This is a genomic window from Sphingomonas molluscorum, assembly GCF_039522995.1.
Classification (GTDB): Bacteria; Pseudomonadota; Alphaproteobacteria; order Sphingomonadales; family Sphingomonadaceae; genus Sphingomonas; species Sphingomonas molluscorum.
This window is the reverse complement of record NZ_BAAAEL010000015.1, coordinates 86,077-101,130: the sequence shown is the minus strand read 5'-3', so window position 1 is coordinate 101,130 and position 15,054 is coordinate 86,077. Positions and strand designations below refer to the sequence as shown.

Below are 15,054 nucleotides of genomic sequence, written 5' to 3'. Positions count from 1 at the left end.
TTTTCCGTCTCGAAACTGTCGCGCCATTAACGGCACGGCGGGTGTGACCGCAACATGGGGATGCGGCCCGCGCTGTCCCAGCAAAGAAAAGCTCCGGCTGCGCAAAGCCGCGCCCCGGCTGGCGTCGTAACGGCCGAGCGCATAGGCTGTGCCCCATGTTGAAACGCCTGCTCCTGCTCGTCGCGGCGCTGTGCGCCGCTCCCGCCCTCGCCCAGACGCCTGCCGCCGCCCCTCCCGCCGCCGAAATGGCGCGGGTGAAGGTCGAGACCAGCGAGGGCAGCATCGTGCTGGAGCTGGAAAAGAGCCGCGCGCCGATCACCACCGCCAATTTCCTGCGCTATGTCGACGAGAAGCGGCTGGACGGCACCGTCTTCTACCGCACGGTGCGCGTCACCCCGACCTTCGGCTTCGTCCAGTTTGGCGTGCAGAACGCCCCCAAGCGGGTGCTGCCGCCGATCAAGCATGAGCCGACCACCCAAACGGGCGTGCGCCATGTCGACGGCGCGATCTCCATCGCGCGCCTGGCGCCCGGCACCGCGCAGGGCGACTTCACCATCAGCGTGGGCGCGCAGCCCTCGCTCGACGCGGACCCCAGCCGCGAAGGCGACAACCTCGGCTACGCGGCGTTCGGCCGGGTGGTCGAGGGGATGGAGGTCGTCCACCGCATCCTGAACGCGCCCGTGAGCGAAGGCGGCCACTTCAAGGGCGAGATGATCGCCGATCCCGTCCGCATCCTGTCCGCCCGCCGGATCGACTGACCTCCCGCTTCGGCGGAGCCGGCGCACCGGCCGCCGCAAGCCGCGTGCCTCGCTCGGCCGCGCCGCCGAGAGGGAACGTCGTTTCCGTTGAACGAGTTTGCCCTTCATGTCCGACGCCTCGCACCGCCTTCGCTTCACCCGCCGTTCGCTCCTGCCGCTCTCGGGGCTCGCCGCCGTGGGTGCCTTCGCGGCCACGCATTCGCGTGCCGGCGGAGGGGTCGGCGCCGAGGGTGAGGATGCGGACTGGCCGAGCTGGGCCCCGACCCGGCGCGCGCTCTACGCGGGCTTCGCGGCGGCCCGCAGCAAAGGGCGTGATATTCGCAGCTTCGGCGCGACACTCGACGGCAAGACCGACGATACCGAGGCGTTCGAGAAGGCGATCGCGAGCGGGGTGAAGATACTGCTGATCCCGGCGGGCGCGATCCGCGTGACCCGCCAGATCAAGCTTTCGGCACCGATCACGATCCTGGGAGCCGGCGACGCTTCGGTGATCCGGGTGGAAGGCAAGGATACCGGCCTGTTCACCGCAGCGCCCGCAAGCGGCGATCCGGCCGACTTCCTGCGCGACATCCATATCGACAGTATCCGCGTGGTGCGGCCCGAACCGCACAAGCCGCTGGGGCTGATCCTGGTCGGCAACAATCTGCGCAACGTCTCGGTCACGCGCTGCTCGACGGACCGCATGGGCGCGCTGCTGGTCACGCACCTGCGCAAGGTGAACCGCAGCTACAACAAGGGGCGCAAGGAGATCGTGGACCCCGCAGTTGCCGCGGGCTTCCATCCCACCCGGCCCGACGACCTCAACGAGGACATCTTCGTCTACGACAACCGGGTCGATGCGGGCTCCTATTTGAGCCAGGTCGTACGGTTCAACTTCGCCCGCCGGGTCGCCGCCGTCGGCAACGTCGGCCGCTTCGCCAAGGTGAGCTGGTGGGGCGGCGGCGCCCGCTACCGCGAGGGCGGCGCCCCGCAATTCATGCGCCGCGTGCGCGAGGTCTACATCACCCACAACAAGTTGTCGGGCGGGAACGGCGGCGTCTATGGCAACAACGGTGACGGGATCCTCGTCGCCTACAACGAAATCGACTCCATGACGGACGTGGGCGTCGACTTCGAGGGCTGCTTCAACGCGCTTGCCCACCACAACATCGTCAAGAACGTCGGCAACTTCTGCTACGTCACCTTCTACGCGGCGAAGAACATCGTCTTTCGCGACAACTACGGCAGCCAGGACGGCAGTGGCTCCACGCTCCACATCCGCTTCGGCAAGGGGCGCTATGGCAAGCCGAAGGGCACGTCGCTGCTGGCCCTCAGGAGCTCCGGCTTCCGTCGCAACGACGGCAGCATCGACGTCCAGTTCCTCAACAACCATCTGGTATGGGCCGGGGAACGCGGCGCCGGCACCTGCACCGCCAGCTATTTCAGCCGGATGCTGGTGCAGGGAAACCGGTTCGAGAACGTCGGCTGCGACTTCTCCTATCTCAGCACCGGGGAGTTGCAGATGCTCGACAACCGCCTGGTGTTCGACAAGCCCGCCGGCGATCCGGTGCGCATGCTGGGCGGCGGCGCCACGCGGACCGTGATCCGCGGCAACGAGGTGCGCGTCCTGACCCCGCAGGCGGATGAGTCGATCGGCATTCGCGCACGCCCGCTCGGGGCCAACCCGACCATCGAGGTGAGCGACAACCGCTTCATCCTCGGCAAGGGCGTGGCACCGCTGCCGATCGCCTTGTTCGCGCCGCCCAAGACGGCCGCGCGCTATCGCGTGACCGGCAACAGCGTCGGGCCAATCTACGCGATGGCGCCCGAGCAGGTGTCGGCGTCGGCGAACAAGGATCCCGCCGGGCGCCCGGTGACTCCTGCGCCCCTCCCGACGAAATACCTCCCGAAGCCCAAGGAGCCGAAGGAGCCGGAAGCCCAGGAACCGGCAGATGAGGCGCGCGAGGACTAGCGCCCAGCCCTTCCACAACCTGCCTCCTGCCGCGCCTGCCTAGCCCCGCCGAAACGGTGCCATCGCCCGTCCGATAGCCCTGCTTGTCGCTGGTAAAGCAGCATCCATGTTGATACTCCACTAAATCAGTGGAGATTGGCGCCGATAGACAACAGGGAGGTTGATTGTGCCGAGTTCGCTTGCGGTGATATTGGCGTTGCAGACCACGGCTCCGCTGGCGAGCACGGAGCCGCCCGCCCCGGCGGCCGAAGCCGTTGCGGCAGCCGAGGTGCAGGGGGCGCCTGCCGCCGAACCCGCTGGAGGCGAGGACGTCGTGGTGACCGCCCGTCGCCGCGCCGAGCGCGCGCAGTCGGTGCCGATCGCGCTGTCCGTGCTGGGCGCCGAGCAGATCGCCCGCACCGGCACCTTCACCATCCAGCAGGTGTCGCAGCAGGCGCCGACGCTGCAATATACCTCGTCCAACCCGCGCAACACCGCGCTCAACATCCGCGGCCTGGGCGTGTCGTTCGGCCTTGCCAACGACGGCCTGGAGCAGGGCGTCGGCTTCTATGTCGATCAGGTCTACAACAGCCGCCCGGCGGCCTCCGCGTTCGACCTGCTCGACATCGAGCGGGTGGAGATCCTGCGCGGGCCGCAAGGCACGCTGTTCGGCAAGAACACCACCGCGGGCGCCGTCAACATCACCACCAAGTCGCCGAGCTTCAAGCCCGAGGGCGAGTTCGAGGCCTCGATCGGCACGCAGAAGTTCGGGCAGATCAAGGCGGCGGTGACCGGGCCGATCAGCGAGACGCTGGCGTTCCGCGTGGCGGCGGGGAAGACCACGCGCGACGGGTTCGTGCGGAGCACGCTGACCGGCCGCAACGTCAATGACCTCGACAACTTCGCCGTCCGTGGGCAGCTGCTGTGGCAGCCGAACGACGACGTACGGGTGCGCCTGATCGCCGACTACAACCTGTCCGATGCCGATTGCTGCACCCAGGTCTATGCCGGCTATGGCGAGACGCTGCGGCCTGCCAGCCGCCAGTTCCCGGCACTTTCCGCCGCGCTCGGCTATCGTCCGCCGAGCCTCGACCCCTATGACCGGCTTGCCGACGCGGATGGCAAGCTGAAGGCGCGGTCCGAGATCGGCGGCATCTCGGCGATCGCGGATGTGGACCTGGGCAGCAGCACCCTCACCTCGGTCAGCGCCTATCGCTGGTGGGACTGGCAGCCGGCGAACGACCGCGACTATACCGCGCTCGACATCCTCCCGCAGTCGGCGAACCCGGTGCAGCAGGATCAGCTGAGCCAGGAGATCCGGCTCGCGTCCAACGGCCAGAACCGGCTCGACTATACGCTCGGCCTCTATGCCTATTACCAGGAGCTGCGCGGGCAGAACGTCACCGAATGGGGTTCGGACGCCGCCTTCTGGCTGCTGGGGACGCAGACGGCGAACGGCACCGCGATCCCGTCCAACCTGCTCGACGGCTACATCACCACCTCGTCGGCACTGTCGACCATCCAGAGCTATGCGGCCTTCGCGCAGGTCACCTGGCACATCACCGATACGCTGCGGCTGACGCCGGGGCTACGCTACACCTATGAGCACAAGACCGCGGACTACGAAGCGGTCGTGTCCGGCGGCCTCCAGACCAACGACCCGGCGCTCCAGGCGGCCAAGCTCTCGATCTTCCGTCCGCAGGCCTATGACGTGAAGTTCAGCGACGACGCGCTGACCGGCGACATCAACCTGTCGTGGCAGGCGCGGCCGAACCTGCTCGCCTATGCAAGCTATGCCCGCGGCTTCAAGTCGGGCGGCATCAACCTGGCGGGCCTGCCGTTCAACGCCACCAACAACCCGGCGCTCGATCGTGCGATCGTCAGCCCGGAAAAGTCGCAGTCCTACGAAGTGGGCATCAAGAGCCAGTGGTTCGGGCGCAAGCTCACGGCCAACTTCGCCCTGTTCCGCACCGACGTGGACGATTTCCAGGCGAACGTCGTCGATACCGGCCCCGGTGCGCTGCGCGGCTACCTCGCCAACATCGATTCCGTGCGATCGCAGGGCGCCGAGCTGGACCTGGTGCTGGCGCCGGTTTCCGGCCTCTCGGCCTATCTGCGCACCGCCTTCACCGACGCCGACTATGTGTCCTTCGACAATGCCCCGTGCCCGCTCGAGCTGATCGCGTCTGGGACGACGGTGTGCGACCTTTCGGGGAAGGATCTGCCAGGCACCTCGCGCTGGGCCTTTTCCTACGGCGCGGAATATCGCCGGCCGACCGGCCTGAACGGCGACGCCTATGTCGGCATCGAGGGTCAGTCGCGCACCGGCTATTTCGCGGACGCATCGGATTCGAAGTACCTCCGCATCGACGGCTACACGACCATCAACCTGCGCGTCGGCTTCGCCGCGGACGCGGGCTGGGAAGTGTTCGGGCTGGTCCGCAACCTGTTCGACAAGGACTATATGACGCTGCTCACGCCGCAGTCGGGCAATTCGGGCATGTTCTCCGGCGTGCCGGGGGACCCGCGCACCGCCCAGGTGACGGCACGCTATCGCTTTTAGAAAAAGAGGGGCGATGCCGGCGCGGTGGACGCGCTCCCCCCGCCGCGCCGGCGTCCGACCGCCCGGACCAGTTCAAACCATATCTATGTTGTTGGGCGAACTCCGCCACGGCATGGTCGAACCGCAACAACAGGGAAGATGCCGTGGATCCTTCGTTCAGCGTAGAAGCGTTGCTGCCGTTCATTGCCGTGGGATTCGGCGCCCAGATCGTCGACGGGGCGCTCGGCATGGCATTCGGCGTCATCTGCAACACGCTGCTGGTGGCGGTGATCGGGCTTCCGCCGGCGCGCGCGTCCGCCAACGTTCACGTGGTCGAGACCTTCACCACCGCGGTGTCCGGCATCAGCCACGTCCTGTCGGGCAACGTGGACAAGAAGCTGTTCCTGCGGCTGCTGATCCCCGGCGTCATCGGCGGCGTGAGCGGCGCCTATCTGCTGACCAACCTGGATGGCGATGCGGTGAAGCCGTTCGTGCTCGGCTATCTCGTTGCGGTCGGCATCTACCTGCTGATCCGCGGCATCCTGTTCCCGCCCAAGCACGCCAAGCCCAAGGTCGTCGAGCCGCTGGGCCTCGTCGGCGGGTTCCTGGATGCGGCGGGCGGCGGCGGCTGGGGCCCGATCGTCACCTCCAACCTGCTCGTCCAGGGCGTCGAGCCGCGCAAGGTGGTGGGCACCGTCAACAGCGTCGAGTTCTTCCTGACGCTGACCGTGTCGGCGACCTTCATCTACCATCTGGGCATCCGCGACTTCGCCACCGCGACGCTCGGGTTGCTGATCGGCGGCATCGTCGCGGCGCCGTTCGGCGCGGTGATGGCCAAGCGCATCCCGACCAAGACCATGCTGATCCTGGTCGGCACGGTGCTGACGATCACCAGCACCTATGGCTTCATCCGCGCGCTCGGCTGAGGCGGCGGAGCGCCCCTGGTGCCGCCGAAGCTGACAAGCACGGGCCCAGCGGCTAAGGCGGGACCATGAAAGCGGTCATCCTGAGCGCGGGCTATGGCTCCCGGCTGCTGCCCCTCACCATGGAAATCCCCAAGTGCCTGGTGAAGGTGCAGGGGCGCGAGATCCTGCTGCAACAGCTGACCGCGCTTGCCGAGGCGGGGATCGAGGAAGCCGCGGTCGTCGTCGGATATCGCCACCGGCAGGTGCGCCAGTTCGTCGCCGAACGCGCCCTGCCGCTGCGCGTTTCGACCGTGTTCAATCCGTTCTGGTCGGTGAGCAACAGCATCGGCAGCGTCTGGGTCGCCCGCGCGCACCTGCTCGAGCCCTTCTGCCTCCTGAACGGCGACACGGTGTTCGAGCAGGCGGTCCTGAGCGAAGCCCTGCGCCAGCCGCCGCCCGGCATCGGCCTGGTCGTGGAGCCGATCCGCGGCCCCGTGCTGGACGACATGCGGGTGGCCGTGGCGGACGACCGCGTGACGGCGGTAGCCAAGGACCTGGACAGCGCGCGCACCACCCACCGCTCGCTGGGCGTCATCACCAGCACCGGGGAGGACGGCGCCTACGCCCGCGCGCTGGAAACGGTGATCGAGCGCGACAGCGGCCATGCCGCCTATCATCATGCGATCGTCGCCGAACTGGCCGCGACCGTCGGCGTCACCGCCATCGAGCATCAGGCCGGCAAGTGGCAGGAGATCGACCGGCCCGAGGACATCGACACCTGGGGCACGGCGCAAGGAACGCCTGCCTGATGCGGGACCGGGTCGCCTTTCTGTTCCTGGGCGAAACACTGCTGATCCCGCACCTCTTCCCGATCGTGGAAGCGCTCTCGGACCTCGCGCCGGAGCTGCCGCAGGACCTGTGGGTCAGCACGTCGATGCACGAGGCGCTGATCGGCGGCTGGCTGGCCGGGCGGCCGCACGCGCCGATCCGCATCCGCCGCGCGCCGGGCTTCCGCACGGTTGCGGTGGACGCCGGCACCAACCCGCCGCTCCCGCCCAAGCTGCCGATGCTCGCCGGGCTTGCCCCGCGCCTGGCACGGGTGCCCGTCGCGGTCTGCGCCGAGCAGACGACCCTGTGGCTGCCGCGGCTGCTGCCGTTCCTCCCCACGCGCTTCGTGAAGACCTCGCACGGGGTCGGCTCGATGAGCGCGCGCGACGACCGCCGCCGCCGCGCGGCCTGGCGGACGCTGGTGCCGAGCGAGCGCGAGCGCCAGACCTATCTGGTGCGGGGCATGCCACCGGAGCGGATCGTCGCCACCGGCTATGTGAAGGCGGGGTTCCGCCAGCGCAGCTATGCGAGGCCGGACTTCGCCGAGGACCGCCCGGTGCTGCTCTACAATCCGCATTGGCAGCAGCACCGCTCCTCCTGGTGGCGCTGGGGCGAGCAGGTCGTCCGGCAGGTGCTCGCCGAGGGCAAGTGGAACCTGATCTTCGCGCCGCACCAGCGGCTGGTGGAGCGGGCGCCGGAGGTTCGTGCGCTGTGCGAAGAACTGAAGGGCCGCGGCGACACGCATTGCGACTACCAGAGCTTTGCCGCGGTGGACGGCAGCTACACCGCCGCCGCCGACGTCTATCTGGGCGACACGTCGAGCCAGGTGCTGGAATTCCTGGTGCGGCCGCGTCCGTGCGTATTCCTGAACGCGGGCGGGGCGCATTGGCAGGACGATCCCTCCTACGCGATGTGGGTCGCCGGCGAAGTGGTGGACAGCCTCGACGGCGTCCTTCCCGCCCTGTCCCGCGCCGGGACCGAGCACCCGCGCTTTGCGGATGCGCAGGCGGCGCTCGCGAGCGATTCGCTGGGCGACACCAGCGGCGCCGCACCGACGCGCGCCGCATCCGAAATCCTGGGCGTGTTGGCGGGGCGCCACTCGGGATGACGGCTTTCCTCTCGCAATCGGCGCACGATCGGGTATCGGCCCGGATATGAGACCCAAGGATGCCCAGCCCCGGCCGGCAGTCGCGCCCGTCGGCAGCAACCCGACGCTGCTGTGGGGCATGACCAACGAAGAGCGCGTGCGGCGGATCGCCGCCTCGCGCGATCTGGCCTTCACCGACCAGCCGACCGGCCCGACGATCCTGGTCAACCTGCGCTTCGCGTTCGATCCCGTCTGGATCGCGCACCTGACCGGCCGGCCCGGTACGCTGGTGAGCCGCAACGGCGTGCCCGCGCTCGCGCACGTGACGAACGCCGCGCAGCGTGAGGCGGTGCTCGCCGCGATGCAGGCGCAGGCGCCCGTCTCGCCCGAAGCGGGCATGGACGAGATCCGGGCCGAGGCCGAGGAAGGCATCTTCAACGAGGCGCTGCGCAAGCGCGAGCAGCCGTTCGTCGAGCTGCTGGTGCCCGAGGCGGTGCCCGGCATCGAGCGGGCGAGCTACACCGGCGCCTACAAGGGGGTGACCGACCTCCTCACCAAATATCTCTGGCCGGAATGGGCCTTCGCCCTCACCCGCATCGCCGCACGGCTGGGGATCACCCCCAACCAGGTGACGGCTGCCGGCAGCGTGCTGTGCATCGTCGCCACGGTCGCCTTCTGGCACGGGTGGTTCTGGACCGGGCTCGCCACCGGGCTCGTCTTCATGGTGTTCGACACCGTGGACGGAAAGCTCGCGCGCTGCACCATCACCTCGTCCAAGCTCGGCAACGCCTGGGACCATGGCGTCGACCTGGTCCATCCGCCCTTCTGGTGGTGGGCCTGGGCCGCGGGCTGCGCCGATTATGGCCGGCCGCTTTCCGACCAGATGTTCTGGCTGGTGATCGGCACGATGTTGTTCGGCTATGTCGCCCAGCGGCTGATCGAGGGCGCGTTCATCGTCCGCTTCGGCATGCACATCCATGTCTGGGAGCGGTTCGACAGCTGGTTCCGGCTCATCACCGCGCGCCGGAACCCGAACATGGTGATCCTGTTCTTCCTGCTGCTGGTGCAGCGTCCCGACTGGGGCATCATCGGGGTGGCGGCCTGGACCGCGATCTCGCTGGTGGTGCACCTGGTTCGCCTGTTTCAGGCGATGTGGGTGGCCCGTCACGGCGAAAGGATCACCAGCTGGCTCGCGTGAACCCGTTCGCCGCGCGCACCGGCACCCCGCGCAAGGGGCTGGGCAGCGTCGCGCACAATCTGGGATGGCTGCTCGCCGGGCGCGGCGTCACCGCCGTGCTGTCGCTCTTCTACCTGGCGATCGTCACGCGCACGCTGGGCGTGACCGACTTCGGGCGCTTCTCCATCATCGTCGGCGCTTCGCAGGTGCTGGTCGCTCTGGTGGGCTTCCAGACCTGGCAGATCATCGTCCGCTACGGCACCGCCCATCGTTCGGCGGGCGACCTCGACCGGCTGGGGCGGCTGTTTCGCGCCTGCACGGCCCTCGACGCGACGAGCGCGGTGGTGGGCGTGGGCGTCGCCGCCACGATCCTGAGCCTGTGGGGCGAGATGCTGGGCATCGGCCCGACGCTGTGGCGCGCGACCTTCATCTTCACGATCATCCAGCTGCTATCGCTGCGCTCGACGCCGCTCGGCATCCTGCGGCTCAACGACAATTTCTCGCTCGCCGCACTTGCGGACAGCGCCACGCCGGTGGTGCGGCTCGTCGGCGCAGGGCTGGTCGCGCTGATCCACCCGACGCTGCAAGGCTTTCTGGTCGCGTGGATGGCGGCCGAGCTGCTGACGGCCACGGCCTATTGGCTCATGGTCGCGCGGACCGGCAACCTGCGGCTGATGCGCCGCCACGGCCACGGCCTGCGCGCGGTGGTGACCGACAACCCCGGCATCGTCCAGTTCGCGGTCAGCACCAACGCCAATGCGACCTTCACCCTGTCCAGCAAGCAGTTCCCGCTGCTGCTGGTGGGCGGCGTCGCCGGCACCACCGCGGCGGGCGAGTTCCGGCTGGCGGTGCAGCTGGCACAGGCGATGACGAAGCTGTCGCAGCTCCTCGCCCGCGCCGCCTTTCCAGAGATCGTGCGCTCGATCGACGCGGGCGGCCTGCGCAAGGTGGGCAAGTTCCTGGTGCGCTCGGTCTCGGTCGCGACTTTGGTCGCCGCGCTGGTATTCGGGCTTCTGCTGCTGGGGGGCCAGCATGTGCTGGCGCTGGTCGGCGGATCGGAGTTCACCAACGCCTATTCCAGCCTGTTGTGGCTGACGGCGGCGGGCTGCATCGACCTGTGCACCGTCGGCTTCGAGCCGGTGCTGATGGCGGCCAATCGCGCCGGCAGCGCCTTCTTCGTCCGGCTGGCAGCCACGGGCACCATGTTCGCGGCGGCATTCCTGCTGGCGCCCAGCATGGGGGCGAACGGTATCGCGGCCGGGGTGCTGATCGCCTCGGTGGTCACGGCCGTGCTGCTGGCGTTGATGCTCGGCCTCGCGATCCGGCGGGACCGGCTGCGGACCGAAGGGGCGGTGGCATAGGCCCCGCCCATCTCCCGTTCATCCGGGCGAGCGCATAGCGGACGCCCAGTTGTTGCAACGAGAGTCTTCGATGTCGCGTACCGCTCTTGCCGCGCTTGCCCTGCTCGCGGGCGCCACCGCCTTCTCCGCTCCCGCCCAGGCCGCGCCGGCCTGCGTCGGCACGCCGGGGAACGGCAAGGTGAAGCTGGAGGTCGCCGCCACCAGCGTGCGCAGCGCCGATGGCGAGGTCGCCTTCACCGTCTATCCGGACGACAGCAGCCGCTTCCTGAAAGGCGGCGCCAAGCTCGCGCGTGCGCGGGTCAAGGCGACGGCGCCGACCACCCGCGCCTGCTTCTGGCTGGCGCCCGGCCATTATGCGCTTGCCACCTACCATGACGAGAACGGCGACCATAAGTTCAACCGCACGGCCCTTGCCCCCAAGGAGGGGTACGGCTTCTCCAACGATGCGCCGACCACCTTCGGCCTGCCCTCGTTCAAGGCGACGCGCTTTCCGCTGCCCGCCAGCGGCGGCAGCATCGCCATCCGCACGCGCTATGGCCGATAGGTCGTAAAAGCCGGGCGCTTCCCCGGCGAAACCGTGCGATAGGGGTTGCCGAAGGCGGCGGTCGCCACAAAACTGCCACGATATGGGCGCGGACGGGCCAATCGTGCGGTGCATGGGCCCGCCTCCCGTTCAAGCATCGTACCCCGGGGGCGCGTTTGAAGAAGATTACCTCGGAACCGGCAGAGCAGATGGCGTCCCCTACTCCCCCTGGAACGATGGTCCCGGACCGTGGCGCACGCCGCGCCGGCCATCCGCGCACCGGGATCATCAGCAACAGCCGCAGCCATCGCAACCGCACGCGCGGTGCCGAAGCGGCAGTGGTGCCGGCCGATACGCCCAACCTCCTGTACCGCGGCCCCCGGACCCACCCGGCGCTGGCCCAGGCGCTGCGCGAATTCCGGGACGCCGGCATCGAGCTGCTGGTAGTCGACGGCGGCGACGGCACCGTGCGGGACGTACTCACCTGCGCACAGGAGGTTTTCGGGGACGCCCTGCCCCGGCTGGCCGTCGTCCCCTCGGGCAAGACCAACGCGCTTGCGCTCGACCTCGGCATCCCGAACGACTGGACGGTACAGGATGCGCTGGAAGCAGGCGCCCATGGCGGGGTCCGCACCCGGGCGTCCGTGGAGATCCTGCGCGGCGATGCGAGCAAGCCGGAGCTGTGCGGCTTCCTGTTCGGGGCGGGCGCCTTCGTGCGTGCGACCGAACTGGCGCAGCGCACGCACAAGGCCGGCGCCTTCAACAGCTTCGCGGTCGGCGTCTCGCTGTTCTGGGGCGTCGCCCAGACGATGTTCGGCGGGCATGCCAACGAGTGGCGCGCGGGCGAGCCGATGCGGCTGCAGCTTGACGAGGGTGCCCCGGTCGACAAGACCTTCTACATCCTGTTCAGTTCGACGCTGGAGCGGCTGCCGCTGCGGCTCAAGCCTTTCGGCCACGAGCGCGCCGGGTTGAAGATGCTGGCGGTCGATGCGCCCCCCACTCGCCTCTCGCGCGCGGTGCCGGCCCTGCTGCGCGGCTCCGAAGCCGCGTGGCTGGAGCAGGCCGGCTACCGCCGCCACGACGTCCATTCCTTCACGGTTACGCTGGCGGGTGGCTTCATCCTTGACGGCGAGCTCTACGACGGCGGCACCATCACCGTGCGCCAGGGCCGGCCACTCCAGTTCGTGACGCCGTGATGCGCCCGCTTCGTCGCGCCATCGCCGACATGCTGGCGGCCGAGGTCCGGCCCGAGATCGTCGAGGCAGCCGCGGTCGTCGCCGGCCGGCTTGGGGGATCGGCGGTGCTGTTCTACGGCTCGGTGCTGCGGACCGGCGACCTGGACGGGCTGCTCGACTTCTACGTCCTGACCGAGGGGCCGCCGGCGCCCGGCGTCCGCGGCATGGTGTCGCAGCGGATCTGGCCCGACATCAGCTTCGAGGAGGTTCGCGTCGGCGGCCGCATGCTCCAGGCCAAGGTCGCGACCATGCCGCTCTCCGTCTTTGCGGAGGCGGCGAGCGGGGAACTGGCCGACACGACCATCTGGACCCGCTTCGTGCAGCCGAGCGCCCTGCTGTGGATCGCCGGCGCGGCGCAGGCGGAAGCGGTCGTGGACGCGATCGCGGCGGCCGCGATCACCGCCGCTCGCTTTGCCGCCGTGCTCGGCCCCACTCACGGCGCGCCAGCGGCCTATTGGAAGGCGCTGTTCCGGGAAACCTATCGCGCGGAATTGCGCGTCGAGCAGCCGGGCCGCGAGGACCAGATCCTCGCCTATGATCCGCAACGCTATGCCGAACTTCTCCTGCTCGCCTGGGAAGCGGCCGGGATCGAGGTTCGCCGAACGCCGGACGGGGTGTCGCCGATCCTGGACGCCGAGACACGGGCGCAGTTGCTGCGCCGCTGGCGATCGCGCCGGCGGCTGGGCAAGCCGCTCAACGCGCTGCGCCTGGTGAAGGCCGCCTTCCTGCTCGACGGGGCCGCGCGCTACGGCGCGTGGAAGGTCGAGCGGCATACCGGCGTACCCGTCAAGCTGACGCCCTGGGCCGAACGCCACCCCCTGCTCGCCGCACCCGGCGTGCTGTGGAAGGTCTGGCGCGCGCGCGCACGGGCATGAGCGCGTTCCACGCCCTGGTGCTCGCCGGCTCGCGCGGCGGCGTCGATCCGGTGGCCGACTATGCCGGCGTGCCCGCCAAGGCGCTGATCGAAGTCGGCGGCGTGACGATGCTCGCCCGCGTCGTCCGGTCGCTCCGCGCAGCCGGCGCCACCCGCATCGGCGTCTCCGTCTCCGACCCGGCCGTTGCCGCCCACGCGGAAACGCTCGGCGTCGAGGTGCTGCCCGCAGAGGCCGGCCCCAGCCGGAGCACCCGCAGCGGGCTCGAGACCCTGGGCACGCCGTTGCTGGTCACCACCGCCGACCATGCGCTGCTCGAACCGGAGTGGATCACCGCGTTCCTGGCGGCGACGCCGGCGGGCGCGGACGTGACCGCGCTGCTCGCCCGCCGCGACGTGATCGAGGCAGCAGTGCCGGACACGCAACGCACCTATCTGCGCTTCGCCGATGGCAGCTGGTCGGGGTGCAACCTCTTCTATCTGGCGACGCCCAAGGCGAACGCGGCGCTCGACCTGTGGTCGCAGGTGGAGGCGGACCGCAAGCGGCCGTGGCGGATCGTGCGTCGGCTCGGCACCGGAACGCTGCTGCGCTATCTGGTCGGGCGGCTCACGCTCGATCAGGCCCTCATGCGGCTGGGCGCCGCCGCGGGCATTTCCGCGCGGGCCGTTGCGAGCCCGTTCGGCCTGGCGGCGGTGGATGTCGACAAGCCTTCCGATCTCGACCTCGTCCGCCGCCTCGTCGGCTAGCGCCGGAGGCCCAGCAGCAGGGGCGCGCTTGCGCTCAGCCAGCCCCGCGCCGGGCCGCGGATCAGTCCCCGCGCCAGCGGCGAGCGCAGGTAGGTCCGCACCGCCGCGGCCCGGCCCAGCGTCGGCATCGCCACGCGGCAGGCGAGCAGCCAAAACCAGCCCGTCGCCAGCGCCATCCCCTCGGGCGGAACGTAGCGGCTCTCCGCATTGCGCGCGCGCAGCGCCTGGAGCCAGTCATCGGCCCACCGCAGAAAGTCCGGCGGCGCCTCGACGCCCTTCAGCTTCGTCTTGCCCAGCATCGTGTGGCGGCGAAGATCCTCGGCGTCGAACCGCATGCCGAGCTCCGTAAGCGGCCCGGCGTAGAGCCCGCCCTTGCACTCGCGGATGCGGTCCTGCCGCTGGCACACGGTCTGGCCGGGATGCACGCGCCGGTCGACCAGCACCTGCGGCAGGTTCGCCAGCCTATGGTTCCGCGACAGGCGCACGAAGAGCTCCAGGTCCTCGCACACGTCGAAGCTCGGCTGATAGGGATTTGCCTTGAGCACCTCGGCCCGGCCCATCACCGAGGATTGCTGGAAGGCCGACCGGAACAGCAGCCAGGCGGCGATGTCGCCGGACTTGAGCGGCGGAACCCGCACGCCACGCTTGCGCCGGCCGTCCTTGTCGATCTTGCCCGCGCAGCCGCCGACGAGCGCGACGTTCGGGTTCCGGGCAAGGAAATCGACCTGCGCGCCCAGCCGCTCCGGCCGGGCGATGTCGTCGCTGTCGAGCCAGGCGATCAGCCGGCCGCGCGCGGCATCCAGGCCGGTGTTGCGCGCGTCCGGGATGCCGAGGTTCCGGGCGTGCCGCACCACCCGGATGCGCGGATCGCCGAAACCCTCGACCACCGCGACCGAGTCATCCGTCGAGCCGTCGTCCACCACCACCAGCTCGAAGTCGCCGAACCGCTGGCCCAGGATGCTGCGGATCGCATCCCCCACCAGATGCGCCCGGTTGTGGACCGGGATGAGGACGGAGACGGTCGGAGTTGCCATGGCGCGGGGATAGCCGCCTCCCCCGCCAAAGCCACGCGAATTTGCGACACCGGGTC

13 protein-coding genes are annotated in these 15,054 nt (G+C 69.6%); 12 read left to right on the top strand and 1 reads right to left on the bottom strand.

Annotated elements, in window-relative coordinates; all coding sequences use genetic code 11:
- Nucleotides 1-155 precede the first annotated feature (155 nt).
- The 12 genes from ABDZ92_RS14760 (at nucleotide 156) to ABDZ92_RS14705 (ending at nucleotide 13,964) form a co-directional block, all read left to right on the top strand.
- Nucleotides 156-758, top strand: coding sequence for a peptidylprolyl isomerase (locus ABDZ92_RS14760; protein WP_125960397.1), 603 nt, complete (start codon nucleotides 156-158; stop codon nucleotides 756-758).
- 106 nt (nucleotides 759-864) lie between these two features.
- Nucleotides 865-2,709, top strand: a complete 1,845-nt coding sequence (locus ABDZ92_RS14755; RefSeq protein ID WP_125960398.1) for a right-handed parallel beta-helix repeat-containing protein — start codon at nucleotides 865-867, stop codon at nucleotides 2,707-2,709.
- A gap of 196 nt (nucleotides 2,710-2,905) precedes the next feature.
- Nucleotides 2,906-5,251 (top strand): TonB-dependent receptor, encoded by a 2,346-nt coding sequence (locus tag ABDZ92_RS14750; RefSeq protein WP_343763634.1) that lies wholly within the window; start codon nucleotides 2,906-2,908, stop codon nucleotides 5,249-5,251.
- A 143-nt stretch (nucleotides 5,252-5,394) separates the two neighbouring features.
- Nucleotides 5,395-6,156 (top strand): sulfite exporter TauE/SafE family protein, encoded by a 762-nt coding sequence (locus tag ABDZ92_RS14745; RefSeq protein WP_125960400.1) that lies wholly within the window; start codon nucleotides 5,395-5,397, stop codon nucleotides 6,154-6,156.
- Between the two features lie 65 nt (nucleotides 6,157-6,221).
- Nucleotides 6,222-6,944, top strand: a complete 723-nt coding sequence (locus tag ABDZ92_RS14740; RefSeq protein WP_125960401.1) for a phosphocholine cytidylyltransferase family protein — start codon at nucleotides 6,222-6,224, stop codon at nucleotides 6,942-6,944.
- Nucleotides 6,944-8,071, top strand: coding sequence for a hypothetical protein (locus tag ABDZ92_RS14735; protein WP_125960402.1), 1,128 nt, complete (start codon nucleotides 6,944-6,946; stop codon nucleotides 8,069-8,071). Before ABDZ92_RS14740 ends, ABDZ92_RS14735 begins: the two co-directional genes overlap by 1 nt.
- Nucleotides 8,072-8,117: 46 nt before the next feature.
- The gene (locus tag ABDZ92_RS14730) at nucleotides 8,118-9,248 is read left to right on the top strand and encodes a CDP-alcohol phosphatidyltransferase family protein (protein ID WP_125960403.1); all 1,131 of its coding nucleotides are present in this window, start codon (nucleotides 8,118-8,120) and stop codon (nucleotides 9,246-9,248) included.
- Nucleotides 9,245-10,588 (top strand): lipopolysaccharide biosynthesis protein, encoded by a 1,344-nt coding sequence (locus ABDZ92_RS14725; protein WP_125960404.1) that lies wholly within the window; start codon nucleotides 9,245-9,247, stop codon nucleotides 10,586-10,588. Before ABDZ92_RS14730 ends, ABDZ92_RS14725 begins: the two co-directional genes overlap by 4 nt.
- A gap of 70 nt (nucleotides 10,589-10,658) precedes the next feature.
- A complete protein-coding gene (locus ABDZ92_RS14720) occupies nucleotides 10,659-11,132 on the top strand; it encodes a DUF2141 domain-containing protein (RefSeq protein WP_125960405.1) in 474 nt (157 codons plus the stop codon).
- A 215-nt stretch (nucleotides 11,133-11,347) separates the two neighbouring features.
- Nucleotides 11,348-12,307, top strand: a complete 960-nt coding sequence (locus tag ABDZ92_RS14715) for a diacylglycerol/lipid kinase family protein (protein WP_164521235.1) — start codon at nucleotides 11,348-11,350, stop codon at nucleotides 12,305-12,307.
- Nucleotides 12,307-13,221, top strand: a complete 915-nt coding sequence (locus ABDZ92_RS14710) for a hypothetical protein (RefSeq protein WP_125960407.1) — start codon at nucleotides 12,307-12,309, stop codon at nucleotides 13,219-13,221. Before ABDZ92_RS14715 ends, ABDZ92_RS14710 begins: the two co-directional genes overlap by 1 nt.
- A complete protein-coding gene (locus ABDZ92_RS14705; protein ID WP_125960408.1) occupies nucleotides 13,218-13,964 on the top strand; it encodes a nucleotidyltransferase family protein in 747 nt (248 codons plus the stop codon). The genes ABDZ92_RS14710 and ABDZ92_RS14705 overlap by 4 nt, the downstream gene beginning before the upstream one ends.
- On the opposite strand, the gene ABDZ92_RS14700 is transcribed toward ABDZ92_RS14705, so the two are convergent.
- Entirely contained in the window at nucleotides 13,961-14,998 is a 1,038-nt protein-coding gene (locus ABDZ92_RS14700; RefSeq protein ID WP_125960409.1) for a glycosyltransferase family 2 protein, read from the bottom strand. The two genes, ABDZ92_RS14705 and ABDZ92_RS14700, sit on opposite strands and share 4 nt — an antisense overlap.
- Nucleotides 14,999-15,054 lie beyond the last annotated feature (56 nt).

Excerpts from the sequence above, each read along its gene's own strand:
- ABDZ92_RS14760 (WP_125960397.1), top strand. The coding sequence starts at position 156 with ATGTTGAAACGCCTGCTCCTGCTCGTCGCGGCGCTGTGCGCCGCTCCC.
- ABDZ92_RS14755 (WP_125960398.1), top strand. The coding sequence starts at position 865 with ATGTCCGACGCCTCGCACCGCCTTCGCTTCACCCGCCGTTCGCTCCTG.
- ABDZ92_RS14740 (WP_125960401.1), top strand. The coding sequence starts at position 6,222 with ATGAAAGCGGTCATCCTGAGCGCGGGCTATGGCTCCCGGCTGCTGCCC.
- ABDZ92_RS14735 (WP_125960402.1), top strand. The coding sequence starts at position 6,944 with ATGCGGGACCGGGTCGCCTTTCTGTTCCTGGGCGAAACACTGCTGATC.
- ABDZ92_RS14730 (WP_125960403.1), top strand. The coding sequence starts at position 8,118 with ATGAGACCCAAGGATGCCCAGCCCCGGCCGGCAGTCGCGCCCGTCGGC.
- ABDZ92_RS14720 (WP_125960405.1), top strand. The coding sequence starts at position 10,659 with ATGTCGCGTACCGCTCTTGCCGCGCTTGCCCTGCTCGCGGGCGCCACC.
- ABDZ92_RS14715 (WP_164521235.1), top strand. The coding sequence starts at position 11,348 with ATGGTCCCGGACCGTGGCGCACGCCGCGCCGGCCATCCGCGCACCGGG.
- ABDZ92_RS14710 (WP_125960407.1), top strand. The coding sequence starts at position 12,307 with ATGCGCCCGCTTCGTCGCGCCATCGCCGACATGCTGGCGGCCGAGGTC.
- ABDZ92_RS14705 (WP_125960408.1), top strand. The coding sequence starts at position 13,218 with ATGAGCGCGTTCCACGCCCTGGTGCTCGCCGGCTCGCGCGGCGGCGTC.
- ABDZ92_RS14700 (WP_125960409.1), bottom strand. The coding sequence starts at position 14,998 with ATGGCAACTCCGACCGTCTCCGTCCTCATCCCGGTCCACAACCGGGCG.